Here is an 18,043-nt window from a genome sequence, read left to right as displayed (position 1 = left end):
TCAGTTAGTTCTTGCTGAAAGCCTCGAAGTCCTGCGAAGACTGCCACTTGTCGATTTCCGCAGCCGTTGCGCGAAGTTGAGGGTCAAATTCGAGGTATGCCTTTGTCTCACGCGCGATGAGCCCGGACAGGGCAATCAGGCCGATGAGGTTCGGCAGCGCCATCAGGCCGTTGAGAGCCGAGGCGACGGACCAGACGGTTTCCAGCTGAGTTACCGCGCCGACGAAGACCACGCAGGTGAAGATTGCACGGTAGAGGCCGGTGCCGCGGCGACCGACCAGGGACTCGAAGGCGCGCTCACCGTAGTAGGACCAGCCCAGCATGGTGGAGAATGCGAAGAAGACAACCGACAGCGTGACGATGGTGCCACCCCAGTGGCCCGGCAGACCGCGGGAGAATGCCTCAGCGGTCAGAGCACCAGTGTCGACGTTGCCATCCTGCCAAACACCGGTGCTGATGATAACCAGGCCGGTGAAGGACACGACGATGATGGTGTCAATGAAGGTCTGAGTCATGGAGACCAAACCCTGACGAACTGGGTGAGTCGTCGATGCGGCGGCAGCGGCGATAGCCCCGGAACCCAGGCCCGACTCGTTGGAGAACAGACCGCGGGCAACACCCATCTGCAGGGCGAGAATGAGCGTGGACCCTGCGAACCCACCAACGGCCGCGGTGCCGGTGAAAGCATCGGTGAAGATGAGCTTGAAGGTTTCGGGCAGCGCCGAGACATTGGCGACGAGCACCCACACGGCCGCACCGATGTAGAGCACAATCATCATCGGCACAAAGCTGGCGGTGATGCGGCCAATCGACTTAATGCCACCCATCAGAGCTGCACCTACCAGGATGAACATAATCATGCCGGAGAGCGTCGGATCGATGTCGAAGCTGTTTTCCAGGTTCGAGGCCACGGCATTGCCCTGGGTCAGGTTGCCGATACCAAAGGCTGCCAGCGCAGCGAAGACGGCGAAGAGAATGCCCAACGTCTTACCAAAACCATTCGGGATGGCCTTGCGCAGGTAGTACTGTGGGCCGCCGGACTGTTCGCCAGCTGCATCGGTCTGGCGGTACTTCACACCCAGGAATGCCTCGGAGTACTTCGATGCCATACCAAGCAGGCCGGTCACCCACATCCAGAACAGCGCACCGGGGCCACCCAGACCGATAGCGGTAGCGACACCGACAATGTTGCCGACACCGACAGTCGCCGCGAGAGCCGTCGCCAGCGCCTGGTAGTTGGTGATATCTCCTTCGGCATCGTCGTCGCTACGGTCGATGAGTCCGAGACGCAGTGCCGGGCCGAGTTTGACCAGGTGAATTGCGCCCAGACGAATGGTCAAAATGATTCCGGTGCCAATCAGCGCGGGGATCAGGAGGTACGGACTCCAAATGAAACTATCCGCCGCTGAGGCAAAATCGCTGAAGCTTTCCATGCTGTGGAACTTTACTGGTAGAAAGCCTAAATCCGATCATTAAATTCTCAGAAAATGATTATTGTGCTATTAATTCGCCACAAGTGGGGGTAAACACATTCCGGCGAAAGCAAAGATAATTCCGCCAATCAGTGTGAGAGCAACGTACCCACATGCCCTCCAAAAGTGTTGGTTCTTAAGGCGTACGATCTCTCCGGCGAGCGTCGACCACGTAGACAGGCCACCGGCGAAACCAATCATTACCGCCGCATAGGCCAGGGCAGGCGTCATGCCATTGCTTATCGACGTTCCCCGCGACCACACCACAGCAGCGACACCGGCGACGAAGCAGGCAATCATATTTGCGGTCCACGTTCCGGGCAGTTTGGAATCAGCCCACTTCACCGCAAGTTCGGCCAGCGCATAGCGCAGCGCTCCACCTACTGCGGCGCCAAGTGCGATAGCGAGGATGGCCGACAGCGCCGAGGAAAAAGAGCCGAGGAGATCGCCGGTCATTCCGCGACCTCCCGTGCGCACTTGGTGCCCAGCCAGTAGGCGAGAGGACAGCACAGCAGGTGAATAAGCCCAACACTGATAAGAAGAGCGACTGACGTTTCCGCCTGTGCCAATAGGAGAATGACAAATGCGGAGAAAGTGGTGAAGCCGCCACAAAAGCCAGTACCGCAGAAAGCGGAAAGCCGAGGATTAGCAAACGCGATACTGCTGACCAGGCCGAAGAGAAAGCAGCCCAGTAAGTTGATGACAGTCGTCGAGATTGCGCTAATTCCCGAGCCAACGATTGCATCGATCGCCGCTCCGAGCAGAAAGCGACTTACTGCGCCAACAGCGGCACCGCCGGCCACGGCCAGAGCCATGAGAACCTGCGCTCGTCCTGCTGATGGCAGTTTCGCAGCGCCAGATTCCTCATTCACGGTGAAAACGCTAGCACAGTGGTTAAAAGGGGAGGTAGGCGCCGACAATTCGGGATCTTTCACGAAAAGGTGTTCCCGTCGGCGCGCGACAATCTACCTACTGCACCCTATTGCAGGGGCGAGTTTGCCTTACCGAGTGGTTCTTGCCATGCGCGCTGTCCCTAAAACGGGGACACTGGAGAGGAGGAAGCGCATCTCAGTTCGGTTTCCCAATTCCGGCCGGCTGGTCGGCGGTGAAATCGGTGGTTGCGCAGTTCGCCGATTCAGCAGGAGGATACCCACAATGGCTCATGAGCGCGCCGGGCAATTGGCCCAGCCATCCGACCTTATCGATGTCGCGGAACTGGTCACTGCCTACTACACGAAGCACCCGGACCCGAATAACCCCGACCAGAAGGTCGTCTTCGGTACTTCCGGTCACCGCGGTTCCTCCCTCGACGGCGCTTTCAACGAAGACCACATTCACGCCACTACTCAGGCCATCGTGGATTACCGCAAGGGCCAGGGCATTGAAGGCCCACTGTACGTTGGCCGCGATACCCACGGCCTGTCCGAGCCGGCAATGATTTCCGCTCTCGAGGTGCTCACGGCCAACGGCATTACCGTGATGGTTGACGCTCAGGATCGCTACACGCCGACCCCGGCCGTCAGTCACGCGATTCTGACGTATAACCGCGACGTGGAGGGCGGTCCGTCGGGTAGTAGCTCCGCGCGTGCCGACGGCATCGTGATTACCCCTTCCCACAATCCGCCACGGGATGGTGGTTTTAAGTACAACCCGCCGACCGGTGGTCCGGCGGATGCAGATGCAACGGACTGGATTGCAGCTCGTGCCAATGAATACCTGGCTAAGGGCCTGGATGGGGTTAAGCGCCAGCTGGTGGATAAGGCAGGAGACCTCGTCGTAAAGCACGACTACCTCAATGCGTACGTGTCGGACCTGCCAAATGTTGTCAACCTCGACGCCATCCGTGATGCCGGCGTGCGTATCGGCGCCGACCCAATGGGTGGTGCGTCGGTGGATTACTGGGGCGCAATTGGCGATGCGCATAACCTAAACCTGACTGTGGTCAATCCGCTGGTTGATGCGACCTGGCGTTTTATGACGCTGGATACAGACGGCAAGATTCGTATGGACTGTTCCTCGCCGAATGCGATGGCGTCCCTGATTGGTAACCGCGATAAGTTCGACATCTCCACCGGCAATGACGCGGACTCGGACCGCCACGGAATTGTGACACCGGACGCGGGTCTGATGAACCCGAACCACTACCTGGCCGTTGCCATTGACTACCTCTTCGCACACCGTCCGGGCTGGTCGCAGGAGACCGCGGTCGGTAAGACGTTGGTGTCTTCGTCGATGATCGACCGCGTCGTTGCCAATTTGGGCCGCAAGCTCGTGGAAGTTCCAGTCGGCTTCAAGTGGTTCGTCCCGGGTCTGCTCGGCGGCACCATCGGTTTCGGTGGTGAAGAATCCGCTGGTGCATCGTTCCTGCGTCACGACGGCACTGTGTGGTCTACCGACAAGGACGGCATCATCCTGGACCTCCTGGCCAGCGAGATCAAGGCCGTGACCGAGAAGACTCCATCGCAACTCTACGCAGAGCTCGCCGATAAGTACGGTGCCCCGGCTTACGCCCGCACCGATGCGGACGCAACCCGTGAGCAGAAGGCAATCCTGAAGAAGCTCTCGCCGGAGCAGGTCAAGGCCGACACCCTGGCAGGGGAGACCATCACAGCCAAACTGACCGAAGCGCCGGGCAACGGCGCTGCGATTGGTGGCCTCAAGGTGGTTACGGAAAACGCATGGTTCGCGGCGCGTCCGTCGGGCACTGAAGATAAGTACAAGATCTACGCGGAGTCTTTCAAGGGCGCGGATCACCTGGCACAGGTTCAGGCTGAGGCACAGGACGTGGTCTCGGCGGTTCTGAACGGGTAAACGGTATCCGTTGGGCTAGCTGTAAACAGTTAGCCTGTACTAATATTTCTATGCATGAAGAATTTCGTAGGCGTGGTGGCACGATTCGGCCTGGCTGCAGTTTGGTTGTACTCGGGTCTAATCAAACTGCTGAACCCGCTGGAATCGCGTCAGGCAGTGCAAGCTTATGAGCTGCTGCCGAGTGATTTGGTGCCGATGGTAGCGGTTGCGCTGCCCGCCTTCGAAGTCATCCTCGGACTCTTACTGGTATTGGGGCTTTTCCTGCGTCCGGTAGCAGTGCTGTCGGGGTTGCTCCTACTGGCGTTCATCGGCGGCATTATCTCGGCGTGGGCGCGCGGCCTGCAAATTGACTGCGGTTGTTTTGGTGGCGGTGGCTACGACGAGAACGCTGACGCAGTTTCATATCTCACATCAATTGCCCGAGATATAGGTTTTCTGGCCTTGGCTGTATTTGTGTACGTATGGCCGTGGAAGAAGTTTGCCATCTACGCCTAGCCCGCTGGCTAGAGGTTGAAGTCTGGGGGAAGGGACAGGGGGGGGGCTGGGGTCAAGGCGATGGGCCTAGTGATGGGGCTAGTGATGGGACCTAGTAACCATTTCCGTTTTCTCAGGCGCAATTGTGTCATTGGCAAGAAAACACCGCTATCGTAAGCGGTGTGAGTCAGAAGATTAAGAATCCAAATGAAAAGAGCAGTGGCTTCGTCGTCGGCCTGATTGCTCTTCTTGCTGTCGTTGCAGTTGTTATTGGTGGCGTTATCTACATCGGCCGGTCGCAGCCGATTGAGGGGCTGCCAGATGAGGACGTCGACTTCTCTGTCGCACTCGACGGCGATGTCATCCGACTAAGCAAGGACGGCGCCGAAGGGGCTAAAACAGCCACGATTTTTGAGGACTTCTCGTGCCACTACTGTGCTCAGATGAGCGAAGAGGGCCACGATGATGAGCTCAAGGCGCTAAATGACGGCAAGCTAGTCGCTGAATACCGCACGCTGAACTTCCTGGATGGTCAGGAGAAGGAGCAGCGTGACGGTCACTCCACTCGCATCTACGCGACTGCCCGCAAGATTGCTGAGACCGGGGATGCTCGCGCATATTGGAACTTCCGCACAATGGTGATGGCTGACCAGCAGAACTCCGTCACGTGGAGCAATGACGAGCTGGCTGACCGCCTGGAGCAGCTCGGTGTCGCCGACGAAATTGTCAGCGAAGTCCGCTCCGGCATCGACACCACCGAGGCCAAGGCAAGCGCGAATGCCAACTTCGATGACCTTGAGAAGCGCTTGGGCAAGGTTTCCTCGCCGCACGTCTTTGTCGATGGCAAGGATATTCTGGAGAACATTTCCGGTGATGGCGGACTGGGGCAGTGGGTCAAGGTGGCCCTGCGCTAGGTTCCGTGCACGCTCACACGATTCATCTTCAGTTCATGTTCGGCAGATCCGCTCTGGAGCACTCGGCGAATGCGTAAAAGAGTGTTCTACATGCGGATTTGGTGATACATGACAGTGCCATGTAGCCTTTGAGGAGTCCACAGCGGAGGGTGAAAGCCACTTCGATGTTGATTCTGGGGCTATGGCGCAGCTGGTAGCGCACCACACTGGCAGTGTGGGGGTCACGGGTTCGAGTCCCGTTAGCTCCACCAGTATGAAATCCCTCGGTCGAAATGACCGGGGGTTTTCTTGTATCTACCCTGGGTAGTGTGCTCGCCGTTTACCTCAGTGATTGGTAATCCGTATGGCTGTAGCAACTTTGTCTAAACGGTGGAATACTGGGGGTATGGCACACAACGACTCCGTTATCCAGAAACTGTCCACCGAAGAATCCCTCGAGCTGCTGGCTACGCAGACTTTTGGGCGCCTGGTTGTTCGTCGTAAAGATGATATGGATCTTTTCCCGCTGAACTACGTCGTTCATGAGGGGAGCATTTACTTCCGCACTGCCGAGGGGTCGAAGCTTTTTACTGTTTCTCTGAACCGCGATGTTCTTTTTGAGGCCGACTTTGTTGACAAGGATGCCCAGAAGGCATGGTCGGTCATTGTAAAGGGTGACGCAGAGGTTCTCACCTCCCGCGCGGATATTAACGCTGCAGATGAGCTGCCGCTGAAGCCCTGGCTGCCGACGTTGAAGTACAACTACGTGCGCATTACTCCGAACGATGTTTCCGGTCGCCATTTCCACCTCGGTGAGGAGCCGAATCGTTACGAAGTGTAGCGGCGGCATACGGTGCTTTTGCTTTACGACGGTGGAGGCTCCGTCGTAAAGCAAAGCTAGCAGCGCGCAAAGGCAGCATTTAGTGACTGAGCACCGCCGTTAGCTGTTTTTTTAAAATTGTTAGGTTAAATTACCCAAAAGCGCCCTAAGTGAGATTCAACGCGTTACAGTCACAAATGTGACGTGCACCATAGAATCGACCGATGGGGTGTCAGCGCAGCCCGATGTGCGCAGGCAGTCCCCACGTATGCAGAAGATCGTAGATGAAGCGCGCGCGATGCTGCGCGAATCGGGTTGGAGCGCAATCAGTATGCGCCGTCTAGCGGCGCGGCTCGATGTGAAGGCGCCATCGCTGTATAAGCACATCAGCGGCAAAGAAGAGCTCCTCCAGCTGCTGCTGACCGAGAGTCTCGAGAATCTGGGCAAGCGTATTCATGCTGCCATTGATGAGGAATGTACTTCGGCGTCTCTGCTGCAGGCGTACCGCCAGGCAGTTCTCGACGATCCGCATGGTTACCGGCTGATGAGTCGCACTAATTTCGTGAATGTCGTCTCGCCTTCGTCATTGGATGCCTGGATTCGCGATGCATTCATTAAGGTTGCCGGCGATGAGCCTAAGGGATTGGCCATGTGGGCGTTCGCCCACGGTTTGGTGACCGCCGAGCTCGTCCAGGATGGTTCACCTGCGCTGGAACCAAGTGCCGAAGCCGGTGCGGCAGACAGCTTGGCCGCAGTTGGAGCTATTTGGGACGCTGGCGCGGAGGCCTTCTCTTAAGGGGTTTCTCTTAAGAGGTTTGCTGCCCTGTCTGGAACGTTAATCCAGCCCGCTCAGGTGGGCGATAGTAGGCGGGGAAGTTTTTGAGCAGGATGACAGTGTTGAATCGGTGGCCCGGGACAGTAGCCTAGCGCCACCAGGAATCGGCCGGTCCGGGAGGGACGGCTCGCTTGTGCCGGGAAATGGAGTAGAGATGCTCGATTCGCGCGGCATCCTCATCTGAGACGGCCTTGCCTTCGAGGTAGTCGTCGATGGCGGTATAGGTCACCCCGAGTGCAACTTCGTCGGGAAGCGCAGGGCGATCTTCTTCCAGGTCGGCCGTCGGCACCTTCTCCCACGTACTGGCTGGTGCGCCGAGGTGACGGAGTAAGGCCGCGCCCTGGCGCTTGCTCAGCCCCTGCAGCGGGACGAGGTCGCAGGCGCCGTCGCCGTGCTTGGTGTAGAAGCCGGTGACAGCCTCCGCGGCGTGATCTGTGCCGATGACCAAAGCGCCGTCAACACCCGCCACTGCGTACTGGGCAATCATGCGCATGCGGGCCTTAATATTTCCCTTGTTGAAGTCGCTGATAGCGCTGCCGGCCAGGGCATCGGTGACCTGGGCGGTCATCGCGGCGGTGGCCGGTTCGATATCGATAGTTAGCCTTTGGTCAGGTTGAATGAATTGCAGTGCCACCTGTGCGTCGTCCTCATCGGCCTGCACGCCGTGGGGGAGGCGAATGGCAATGAAGGTGGCGTCCTCGCCGCCGTCGCGAAGCTTTTCGACGGCCAACTGCGCTAGACGTCCGGCTAGCGTGGAATCTTGACCGCCGGAAATTCCGAGCACGAATCCCTTGGCGTGCGCGGCGCGGAAATAATCGCAGAGAAAATCGACTCGGCGGCTGATTTCCTCGGCGGCATTGATGGTGGGCTGGACGTGGAGGTCGTTAATAATCTCCGACTGGAGGGGGTGTGGGAAATCCTGTGTGCCTACTGGTGTCATGAGCCTCACTCTACCGCTAGTTCAGGACGGGAAAAGGGATGATTTTCCTGCCAGAAGAGTGCCAAAACTCTCATCTTTATCGAGTAAGTGCTGTTCGGATAGGGGGTCTTTGGCCGGACGGTGGCAAGATTTCCAGCGTGAGTACAACCGAACAGAATAAGACTGGACCGAACCGGGAAACCACCACAACTCGGTCGATAGCCGTGGCTATCATCGCCGCTCTGGGCGGCCTCCTCTTTGGTTACGACACCGGTGTCATCTCGGGCGCGCTGCTGTATATCCAGCGCTCTTTTGAGCTGACTCCAGGACAGGAGTCCACTGTCACCGCCATGCTCTTGGTCGGTGCGGCTATCGGTGCGTTCCTGGGCGGTCGCGTAGCGGACTCCCTGGGGCGCCGTGGCACCATCCTGCTCGGAGCGGTCGGCTTCATCATCGGCAGTATCTGGTGTGCTTTCGCTACTAGTGCGTTTTCGCTGGGTGCTGCGCGTACTTTGCTCGGCGTCTGTATCGGTGGTGTTTCCATCGTCGTACCGATGTACATCTCCGAAATGGCACCACCGCATGTGCGTGGACGCCTGGTCAGCCTGAACTCGCTGATGATCGTGATTGGTCAGCTGGTGGCGTTCCTCACCAACTCCGCCCTAGCCTCCTCCGGTAACTGGCGACTCATGCTTGGACTCGGCGCTGTCCCCGGCATCGTGCTGCTCATCGGCATGCTGGTTCTGCCGGACACTCCGGCCTACCTCGTCCGTCGAGGACAGGAGGGCAAGGCGCTGGCCGTGCTGCGTCAGATGCAGGGAGATGAGGCGACCCTGGCTGAGGTTGCCGTTGATGAGGCGTCGTCAAGCGCCGATCAGCGTGCAGCCGAGCGCCTTGCCGTGAAAACCCCGTGGGTGCGACGCACCGTCATTATTGCGATGCTCATTGGTGTGACGCAACAGGTCACGGGCGCGAACGCGATTATGTATTTCGCGCCGACGATGATGAACAAGGTTGGCTTGTCGACGGAAAGCTCTGTCTATACCTCCATCATCATCGGTATCGCCTCGGTGATTTCGTGTGCAATTGGTATGAGCATCATTGACCGCGTTGGTCGTCGGCGAATGCTGATTATCGGTTTGGTGGGCTGTGCAAGCTCGCTGCTCGTGCTGGCGCCCGTCTATGGTTTGTCGAGTAACTCTTCGACGGGTGCCATGATGTCGCTTCTGCTGATGACCGTATTTATCGTGTTTCAGCAGGCGGCTGTGTCGGTGGCGACCTGGCTCCTGATTTCCGAGATCATCCCGACAGAGGCTCGTGGCCTGGGTATGGGGCTGGCAGGGCTCGCGCTATGGGTTGCGAATTGGTTTGTGGCGCAGGCTTTTCTTCCGATGGTGGATGCTGTCGGTGGTGCGTGGTCGTTCTTCTTCTTTGCCATTACGGGCGCAATTGCGCTGGTATTCACCATCAAGGCGGTGCCGGAGACCTCAGGTAAGACGCTTGCCGAGGTCCGCGAGTACATGATTGCCGCTGCCAAGTAGAGAAGTGGAAGCAGTTGCAACGTGGGGAGTCGCGATCTTGGGGTTGCCCGTCAAAGAACATGTTTCCCCCGGATTTTTGGAGTTATTCCGCTTATTAGGTAGTATGGCAACTCGTGTCGTAACGCATCCTCTTTGATATTTCTTCGGATTATCAGGAAGGGTGCGTTGCCAGGCAGTCACTGGGGTGATTGTCCGGGGAGAGTGCAGTGTGCACATTCCCGTTTCGGAGCCGAGTAGAAAGGAGCGCCCGAATGAAGGTCCGCAAGTCCCTTCGGTCGCTGAAGAACAAGCCGGGCGCTCAGGTCGTGCGCCGTCGTGGCAAGGTCTACGTGATCAACAAGAAGGAGCCGCGCTTCAAGGCCCGTCAGGGCTAAGCCTTATTTAGGCTAGCGCGAAGCAAATAGCTTCCTCATTTATTGCCAAAACCGCAATCTGAAGTCGCAGTTTTACTGTGGCCAAAGGTTGCGGTTTTTGGTTTTTGGAGGAGGTAGGTTCAGGCGGTGACAGCGTTTATGGCTGGGGGCGGTGGGGCGATGGAAGTTACTGACTGCGTTTATGTCAAAATTGGCCCGAAAATTGGCTTGAAAGTGTCATAAACTCGCACAGTTTCATATGTGCAGCCCGTGTTCATATGTGCAGCCCGCGATTTTTGAGATCGCTGCGGAATCCGAAGTTGGGTAGGGGAGGGACAAAGGCAGGGCGGGGACACTGCGGCGCCTGGAATCGGTGCGGTCGGCTGCGGGGCGTCATGCAGTAATTGGTTTAACCAAAATCCACCGATAGTTGTTTTTCTACGATTTTCTAGAATTTTTAGCGTGAAATTACAAGGTTGTGGTGCGTCTGTGTACAACATCTTGTGCGCCAGAGATCTCCGAACAGGGAATACCATGGTTGTGAGTACTACATCTAGTATGACTAGAGTTTTCTAGGCACCAAGTGTAGTGTTTTCGATGTCGAGCCAAGGAGAGCTAAAAGGACCTGTCTGCCACCCGTACTCGGTTTCTCATGAACCCTGGGAGCTTTCGGTCATTCAACCAATCCGCTGATTCCTCGGCCGCTTCCGTTGTTTGTACGAAGTCGATCCGATTCATTGGTCTTACCCAAAGCCAGAAAGTTTGTGAGAGTCATGGTTACCGTTTACAGCAAGCCTGCATGTGTCCAGTGCCGCGCTACCACTCGTGCCCTCGATAAGGCTGGAATTGCCTACGATATCGTCGACATCACCATGGACGATGAGGCTCGGGACTACGTCATGGCTCTCGGTCACCTCCAGGCGCCGGTCGTTGACACTGGCACTGAGACCTGGTCGGGTTTCCGTCCGGATCGCATCAAGGCTCTCCAGGCAGCGTAAGAATCACACACCTCTCCGCAGATTTCGTTGACCACCCGGGAAGCGAAGATTGCGGGGGTTTTGCGATGTAAAGGGTGAAGCTCTCATGCTGGTGGTGTATTTCTCCTCGGCGACGGGGAATACACACAAGTTTGTTGAAAAGCTAGGTATCAAAAATGCCCGCATTCCCATCCGTCGTAATGAGCCGGAGCTTATCGTCGATGAGCCCTATGTCCTCATTTGTCCGACTTATGGTGGTGGCGTTTCCATCAGCGGTGGTAACTCAAGGCCAGTTCCTCCGCAGGTCATCAAATTTCTTAATAATGAGCACAACCGCTCTTTCATCCGAGGTGTGATTGCTGCCGGCAATCTCAACTTCGGTGAGGACTTCTGTAAAGCAGGGGATGTCATCTCCTACAAGTGCAAGGTTCCATATCTATATCGCTTCGAGCTGATGGGAACCGACCACGATGTGCGGCGAGTCCGAGAAGGGCTAGAGGAATTCTTCCACGGTAGAGCCAGCGCCTAAGTTGGCAAGCCTCAGTGTCGAGGGAAGGGGCACTGAGGACAACCGAATGGATACGCTCGCGGAAGCCGTCGTAAAGCGGTGTGCGAGGAAAATAGCTAGATTGGATTGCTCTGGGCAGTGTTGGAACAGACCCTGTGCAGGCAAATGAATATTAAAGGAGTCAACGTGTCGGAAATGGGCAAGCAGGTCGCGGAGCCGGTGGGTGAGGACAAGCTGGATTACCACGCGCTCAATGCGCTGCTGAATCTGTACGGTGAAGACGGCAAGATTCAGTTCGATAAAGACCGCATGGCTGCGCGGCAGTTCTTCTTGCAGCATGTCAATCAGAACACTGTGTTCTTCCACAACTTGCGGGAGAAGCTCGATTATCTGGTAGAGAACCATTACTACGAGGCTGAGGTTCTGGAGAAGTACGAATTTGAGGACGTCAAGGCACTGTTTAAGCAGGCCTACGCCCACAAGTTCCGTTTTCAGACTTTCCTGGGTGCTTACAAGTACTACACCTCGTACACACTGAAGACCTTCGACGGCAAGCGTTACTTGGAGCGCTACGAAGACCGTGTCTGCATGGTTGCTCTCACGCTTGCCGACGGCGACTTGGGGCTCGCGCAGCACCTGGTTGATGAGATCATCACCGGACGTTTCCAGCCTGCTACTCCTACATTCCTCAACTCCGGTAAGGCCCAGCGCGGCGAGCCGGTGAGCTGCTTCCTGCTGCGTATCGAGGACAACATGGAGTCCATTGGTCGCGCCATTAACTCCTCGCTGCAGCTGTCCAAGCGCGGCGGTGGTGTGGCGCTGCTGCTGAGCAACCTGCGTGAACAGGGTGCTCCGATTAAGCACATCGAGAATCAGTCTTCCGGTGTCATCCCGGTTATGAAGCTGCTGGAGGACTCCTTCTCCTACGCTAACCAGCTGGGTGCTCGTCAGGGTGCTGGCGCTGTCTACCTGCACGCGCACCACCCGGACATCATGCGCTTCTTGGATACCAAGCGTGAGAACGCGGACGAGAAGATTCGCATCAAGTCGCTGTCGCTTGGCGTTGTCATTCCGGACATCACGTTTGAGCTGGCCAAGCGTAACGACGACATGTACCTCTTCAGCCCGTACGATGTCGAGCGTGTCTACGGTAAGCCGTTCGCGGACATTAATATCACTGAGAACTACGCGGATATGGTCGAGGACCCGCGTATTCGTAAGCAGAAGATCAACGCGCGTCAGTTCTTCCAGACCATCGCTGAGATTCAGTTTGAGTCCGGCTACCCGTACATCATGTTCGAGGACACGGTTAACCGCGCGAACCCGATTGAGGGCCGCATTAACATGTCGAACCTCTGCTCGGAGATTCTGCAGGTCAACACCCCGTCGACCTACAATGCGGACCTGTCCTACGAGCACGTGGGTGAGGACATTTCCTGTAACCTCGGTTCGCTGAATATTGCGATGACCATGGACTCGCCGGACTTTGGTCGCACTGTCGAGACTGCCATCCGTGGCCTGACTGCGGTCAGTGAGCAGACTTCTATTGACTCGGTGCCATCGATTCGCAAGGGCAACGACGGATCTCACGCCATCGGCCTGGGGCAGATGAACCTGCACGGCTACCTTGGCCGCGAGAAGATTATGTACGGCTCGGAAGAGGGCCTGGACTTCACCAACGCCTACTTCGCAGCAGTGCTCTACGCAGTCCTGCGCGCATCCAACAAGATTGCTCGCGAGCGCGGTCAGAAGTTCGTCAACTTTGAGAACTCTGACTACGCCAGCGGCAAGTACTTCGATAACTTCGATCCGGCAGAGTTCCAGCCGAAGACTCAGCACGTCAAGGAGATCTTCGAGAACTCCACCGCGCACATTCCGGACGCTGAGGACTGGGCGCAACTGAAGGCCGACGTCATGGAGTACGGCCTGTTCAACCGTAACCTGCAGGCAGTGCCGCCGACCGGTTCGATTTCCTACATCAACAACTCGACCTCGTCGATTCACCCGATTGCATCTCAGATTGAGATTCGCAAGGAGGGCAAGATCGGTCGCGTATACTATCCGGCTCCGCACTTGGACAATGACAACCGTGAGTACTTCCAGGACGCCTACGAAATCGGCTACGAGAAGATCATTGACACTTACGCGGTCGCTACCAAGTATGTTGACCAGGGACTGTCGCTGACCTTGTTCTTCAAGGACACGGTGAGCACTCGTGACCTCAACCGTGCGCAGATTTACGCATGGCGCAAGGGTATTAAGACTCTGTACTACATCCGCCTGCGTCAGGTTGCGCTGGAGGGTACTGAGGTCGAGGGTTGCGTATCCTGCATGCTTTAAGCAAGCGTGCTTGAGGGCTAGGCATCTAGTGCTTCAGTTGTAGCGCATTGAAGGCGCGAGAATTTCCCCGAGTTTTGCCGGGAGATTCTCGCGCCTTTTTCGTCACTCCACCCAATTGGGAACAAATGTAAATATCACTATTGACGGTTGTAATCCAGGTAATTAACCTGGGCAGTGGTACACCAATGTTCGCATAATTTTCACCCACGGCTAGTGGGGGAAGGGGCTGGAAGCCATGTCCGATACCACTGGTAAGAGCACTCCACACATCAACCCAAAGGGTGCGCCGATTGCAGAAACCATTTTGTTGCCAGGTGACCCGCTGCGTGCCAAGTTCATTGCGGAGACCTATTTGGACGATGTCGTTCAGTTCAACAAAGTTCGCAACATGTTGGGCTTTACCGGCACCTACCAGGGGCAGGAAGTGTCCGTCATGGGATCCGGTATGGGCATTCCGTCTATCTCGCTGTACTCCTGGGAACTTATCCATGTTTTCGGCTGCAAGAAGCTGATTCGCGTCGGTTCCTGCGGCGCGTTGCAGCCGGAGCTGGACCTGTATGACGTGGTTATCGGCCAGACGGCATCGACGGACTCCAATTTTCTATCGCAGTACAACTTGCCGGGAACGTTCGCCCCGTCCGCATCTTTCCGTCTGATTGAAGATGTTCGCGATCGTGCCCGCGAGCAGGGCATCACTACACACGTCGGCAACATCTTGTCCAGCGATATTTTCTACAACTTCCAGGATGATGTGAACGACCGTTGGGCACGCATGGGTGTGCTGGCGGTGGAGATGGAATCTGCTGGCCTTTATGCCACCGCCGCCGAGGCCGGTGTGGAGGCCATGGGAATCTTCACTGTGTCGGACAACATCGTCACCGGTGGAAAGACCACTCCGGAAGAACGTGAGAAGGCCTTCACGACGATGATGGAGCTGGCATTGCCGCTGGCTCGACTCTAGTGTCCTGGTCCGCAATCAATTGGCTTGAAGTGTGAAATAGGTACAGTGCGATGAGCAATCCCGCCAGCAATACCAGCTTGAACGTGAATCCCCGTGAAAGCGCAGCGTCCAAGGCTGCCGCGCCAAACCCTAAGGCCGCAGTCCCGGTCTTGCTGTTTTCCTTTGTATTCTGTTTGGTCTTGGACAATGGCTTTAAGTTCATGACCAAGCCGATTGCGGAATCTCTGGACCTCAGTGTCTCCACGGCCAGTCTGCAGGCGACACTCGCCGGTATCTTGATTGGCATTGGAGCGGTGGTGTACGCCGCATTGGCGGACAGCATCAGTATCCGCAAATTGATGATTGTCGGTATCGGCTTCGTCGCCGTGGGCTCTCTACTGGGTTATTTCTTCCAGGGAGTATGGCCAATCGTGCTTACTGCCCGCATTATTCAAACTGCCGGCCTGGCGGCGGCTGAGACACTCTACGTCATCTATGTCACCAAGTACCTAAGCCCAGAAGATCAGAAAACCTACCTCGGCTTTTCCACCGCGGCCTTCCAAGCCGCGCTGCTGATTGGAACGTTGACCTCGGGAATCGTGGCTACCTACATTTCCTGGCCGGCTATGTTCCTGATTTCGCTCATTCTGATAGTTGCCATTCCGTTCCTGATCAAGACAGTTCCGGAGGAGCAGCAGCAGAAGAGTCACCTGGATATCTTTGGCCTGTTCCTCATCGCGGTCATCGCCACTGCGGTGATGCTGTTCATGCAGCAGTTCCAATGGTGGTGGCTGGTTGCCGCTGCGCTGGGCGTCGCGCTCTTTGTCTGGCACATCCGGACACATGACAACGCCGTGGTCAGCCCGTCGTTCTTTACCAATGCTCGCTACGTTTGCGCGCTGATTGTTGTGCTCGTGGTTTACATGGTCCAGTTGGGGTATTCGGCCATTCTGTTGCCGTATATGGTCGACGAGCTCTATGGCATCAACCTCGACGGTGCTGCCTATATCCTCGCGCCGGGCTACCTCTGCGCTGTCATCGTCGGTGTAATGTCTGGCAAGGTTGCCAAGTTCCTGCCCTCGAAGCAGGCCATTGTCGCGGCTATCAGCATCATCATCGTGGCGTTGCTCATCCCCGCAGTGCTGCCGGGGGCCGGTGTTGCCACGGTTATCGTCTCCATGATTCTGTTCCCATCAGGGTTCGCGCTCATGTATGCGCCGTTGGTCGCGACCGCACTGCAGAACATTCCTGCCGCCAAGTCCGGTGTTGCAATCGGTTTCTACAATCTGACGATCAACATTGCCGTACCGGTTGGCATCGCGTTAACGGCCATGCTTGTTGATTCTCGACCGGCCTTCTTCAGCACCCTCTCCATCGCGCAGTCTGAAGCAGAAGGGGTCTCCGCTACCATCGCTTGGTTGCTCGCGCTCATGGCTGTCGTAGGTTTGCTGGTGTACGTCATCTCCGACCGCATCATCAACGACACGGCGGAAAACCGAGAGAAGGTTCACGCCTAGGTTCGCGCAACATCTTGCGCTTGGTGCTTGACGACGGACATTGCGTCGTCAAGCACCTTGTTCTTTGTGTGACGTGGGGTTAGGGGAGGGGCACCGGGAACAAGACTCGGCAAGTGGGGCGATTTCTTCTAGGCCGCGTGCTTAATAATGCGGGTGTGGGTAAGCTGCTAAGGGTAGTGGCTCCTTTCATCGGGAGCCTGACGTTTTGTAGTGGGACAAGGCTGGAATAGCCACCGCTGCAGCCGCTGTTTTGAACTCACTAAGAGTGAAGGACGTTCCTTATATATAAGGTGCGTTCGAAAAACGGCAATTTCAATGAAAAAGGGAGAGGTTTCCACGTGAGTTTCGATGATTGCCCACCCTCGACTCCGGCCCACCGTGAGAAGAATCCAGAGTCGCGTGCATGCCCAGTTGCGGCTATTGACTGGAACACGATTCCTGATGACAAGGATCTCGAGGTTTGGGATCGTCTGACCGGTAACTTCTGGTTGCCGGAAAAGGTGCCGCTGTCGAATGACATCAAGAGCTGGAATACGCTCAACGCGCTGGAGCAGCGCACCACGATGCGCGTGTTCACTGGTCTGACCATGTTGGACACCATCCAGGGCACAGTTGGCGCAGTATCGCTGATCCCCGATGCGCTGACTCCGCACGAGGAAGCTGTGTACACCAATATCGCCTTTATGGAATCGGTGCACGCAAAGAGCTACTCGTCGATTTTCCAGACGCTGGCGTCGACTCCTGAAATCCAGGATGCGTTCCGTTGGGGCGAGGAAAATGAGTACCTGCAGAAGAAGGCCAAGATCATCCTCGACTACTACGAGGGCGATAACCCGCAGAAGAAGAAGGTCGCTTCCACTTTGCTGGAGTCCTTCCTGTTCTACTCGGGCTTCTACCTGCCGATGTACTGGTCCAGCCACGCCAAGCTGACCAACACCGCGGACATTATTCGCCTGATTATTCGTGATGAGGCAGTTCACGGTTACTACATCGGTTACAAGTACCAGCGCAACCTGGAGCGTCTGACCCAGGCTGAACGTGACGAGCTGAAGGATTACACCTTCGATCTCATGTTTGATCTCTACGACAACGAGATTCAGTACACCGAAGAGATGTACGACGAACTCGGTTGGACCGAGGATGTCAAGCGTTTCCTGCGTTACAACGGCAACAAGGCTCTGAACAACTTGGGCTATGAGGGTATGTTCCCGGCCGACGAGACTCGAGTTTCGCCGTCAATCCTGTCGGCTCTGTCGCCGAATGCTGACGAAAACCACGACTTCTTCTCAGGTTCCGGCTCTTCCTATGTCATGGGTAAGGCTGAAGTAACCGAGGATGAGGACTGGGACTTCTAAAAGCACAGGTGTAGGGAGCATTCCGCACCGAGCCCTATTCTGGTGACAGCACACACGGGGGTAGTAGTCCTAGCCTCGACGGTTCCTGCTAAAAAGGCGTTAGCCCAGGTTAAGACAATTCTCAGGAAACTAATAGTGTGCTTAGCTGAGTGGGGAAGTTGGCCGGAAAATCCCTTGGCCTTAACTTTTTCCAAGGTTCAGACTAGAATCTGGCACATAGTGGTAGGTGGGTTCGCCGTCGCGTACTCACCTGCACTATTCTCACAAGGACAAAACTTCAAATCCCTGT

General features: G+C 56.4%; 17 protein-coding genes and 1 tRNA gene. 14 read left to right on the top strand and 4 right to left on the bottom strand.

Going from position 1 to position 18,043, the window contains the following annotated elements:
- Positions 1-4: 4 nt before the first annotated feature.
- From HMPREF2920_RS01325 to HMPREF2920_RS01315, 3 genes are all read right to left on the bottom strand, one after another.
- Positions 5-1,432 carry an alanine/glycine:cation symporter family protein gene (locus HMPREF2920_RS01325; protein ID WP_070601177.1) on the bottom strand — a complete coding sequence of 476 codons (1,428 nt, stop codon included), beginning with the start codon at positions 1,430-1,432 and terminating at the stop codon, positions 5-7.
- 69 nt (positions 1,433-1,501) lie between these two features.
- Positions 1,502-1,927, bottom strand: coding sequence for a fluoride efflux transporter FluC (locus HMPREF2920_RS01320; protein ID WP_070601175.1), 426 nt, complete (start codon positions 1,925-1,927; stop codon positions 1,502-1,504).
- Positions 1,924-2,343, bottom strand: a complete 420-nt coding sequence (locus tag HMPREF2920_RS01315) for a fluoride efflux transporter FluC (RefSeq protein WP_246816247.1) — start codon at positions 2,341-2,343, stop codon at positions 1,924-1,926. Before HMPREF2920_RS01315 ends, HMPREF2920_RS01320 begins: the two co-directional genes overlap by 4 nt.
- Before the next feature lie 283 nt (positions 2,344-2,626).
- On the opposite strand from HMPREF2920_RS01315, the gene pgm reads away from it, so the two are divergent.
- From pgm to HMPREF2920_RS01285, 6 genes are all read left to right on the top strand, one after another.
- Complete coding sequence (gene pgm, locus HMPREF2920_RS01310; RefSeq protein WP_070601171.1) at positions 2,627-4,282, top strand: phosphoglucomutase (alpha-D-glucose-1,6-bisphosphate-dependent); 1,656 nt, start codon at positions 2,627-2,629, stop codon at positions 4,280-4,282.
- 54 nt (positions 4,283-4,336) lie between these two features.
- Positions 4,337-4,777, top strand: a complete 441-nt coding sequence (locus HMPREF2920_RS01305) for a MauE/DoxX family redox-associated membrane protein (RefSeq protein WP_070601168.1) — start codon at positions 4,337-4,339, stop codon at positions 4,775-4,777.
- 161 nt (positions 4,778-4,938) lie between these two features.
- Complete coding sequence (locus HMPREF2920_RS01300) at positions 4,939-5,670, top strand: DsbA family protein (protein ID WP_070601166.1); 732 nt, start codon at positions 4,939-4,941, stop codon at positions 5,668-5,670.
- A 175-nt stretch (positions 5,671-5,845) separates the two neighbouring features.
- Positions 5,846-5,921, top strand: a tRNA-Ala gene (locus HMPREF2920_RS01295).
- A 134-nt stretch (positions 5,922-6,055) separates the two neighbouring features.
- Complete coding sequence (locus HMPREF2920_RS01290) at positions 6,056-6,490, top strand: pyridoxamine 5'-phosphate oxidase family protein (protein WP_070601164.1); 435 nt, start codon at positions 6,056-6,058, stop codon at positions 6,488-6,490.
- A 178-nt stretch (positions 6,491-6,668) separates the two neighbouring features.
- Complete coding sequence (locus HMPREF2920_RS01285; RefSeq protein ID WP_246816246.1) at positions 6,669-7,265, top strand: TetR/AcrR family transcriptional regulator; 597 nt, start codon at positions 6,669-6,671, stop codon at positions 7,263-7,265.
- Between the two features lie 127 nt (positions 7,266-7,392).
- Here the strand turns inward: HMPREF2920_RS01285 and nadE are convergent, their stop codons facing one another.
- Positions 7,393-8,244: an ammonia-dependent NAD(+) synthetase gene (gene nadE, locus HMPREF2920_RS01280; RefSeq protein ID WP_070601163.1), complete on the bottom strand. Its 852-nt coding sequence runs from the start codon at positions 8,242-8,244 to the stop codon at positions 7,393-7,395.
- A 38-nt stretch (positions 8,245-8,282) separates the two neighbouring features.
- On the opposite strand from nadE, the gene HMPREF2920_RS01275 reads away from it, so the two are divergent.
- From HMPREF2920_RS01275 to nrdF, 8 genes are all read left to right on the top strand, one after another.
- A complete protein-coding gene (locus HMPREF2920_RS01275) occupies positions 8,283-9,764 on the top strand; it encodes a sugar porter family MFS transporter (protein WP_141744329.1) in 1,482 nt (493 codons plus the stop codon).
- Positions 9,765-10,015: 251 nt separating this feature from the next.
- On the top strand, positions 10,016-10,138 hold the full coding sequence (ykgO, locus tag HMPREF2920_RS01270; RefSeq protein WP_005511141.1) for a type B 50S ribosomal protein L36: 123 nt from the start codon (positions 10,016-10,018) through the stop codon (positions 10,136-10,138).
- Between the two features lie 752 nt (positions 10,139-10,890).
- Positions 10,891-11,115 (top strand): glutaredoxin-like protein NrdH, encoded by a 225-nt coding sequence (nrdH, locus tag HMPREF2920_RS01265; RefSeq protein WP_005511161.1) that lies wholly within the window; start codon positions 10,891-10,893, stop codon positions 11,113-11,115.
- Positions 11,116-11,200: 85 nt separating this feature from the next.
- Entirely contained in the window at positions 11,201-11,623 is a 423-nt protein-coding gene (nrdI, locus tag HMPREF2920_RS01260) for a class Ib ribonucleoside-diphosphate reductase assembly flavoprotein NrdI (protein ID WP_049181994.1), read from the top strand.
- A 174-nt stretch (positions 11,624-11,797) separates the two neighbouring features.
- A complete protein-coding gene (gene nrdE / locus HMPREF2920_RS01255) occupies positions 11,798-13,942 on the top strand; it encodes a class 1b ribonucleoside-diphosphate reductase subunit alpha (protein WP_187400023.1) in 2,145 nt (714 codons plus the stop codon).
- Positions 13,943-14,177: 235 nt separating this feature from the next.
- Positions 14,178-14,903, top strand: a complete 726-nt coding sequence (gene deoD, locus HMPREF2920_RS01250) for a purine-nucleoside phosphorylase (protein ID WP_016422251.1) — start codon at positions 14,178-14,180, stop codon at positions 14,901-14,903.
- Positions 14,904-14,953: 50 nt separating this feature from the next.
- Positions 14,954-16,399 carry an MFS transporter gene (locus HMPREF2920_RS01245; protein WP_016422252.1) on the top strand — a complete coding sequence of 482 codons (1,446 nt, stop codon included), beginning with the start codon at positions 14,954-14,956 and terminating at the stop codon, positions 16,397-16,399.
- A gap of 338 nt (positions 16,400-16,737) precedes the next feature.
- Positions 16,738-17,754 (top strand): class 1b ribonucleoside-diphosphate reductase subunit beta, encoded by a 1,017-nt coding sequence (nrdF, locus tag HMPREF2920_RS01240; protein WP_016422253.1) that lies wholly within the window; start codon positions 16,738-16,740, stop codon positions 17,752-17,754.
- Positions 17,755-18,043 lie beyond the last annotated feature (289 nt).

The sequence above is a fragment of the Corynebacterium sp. HMSC075F02 genome (genome assembly GCF_001838335.1).
GTDB lineage: Bacteria > Actinomycetota > Actinomycetes > Mycobacteriales > Mycobacteriaceae > Corynebacterium > Corynebacterium jeikeium_D.
This window is presented reverse-complemented; position numbering and strand designations above follow the sequence as displayed.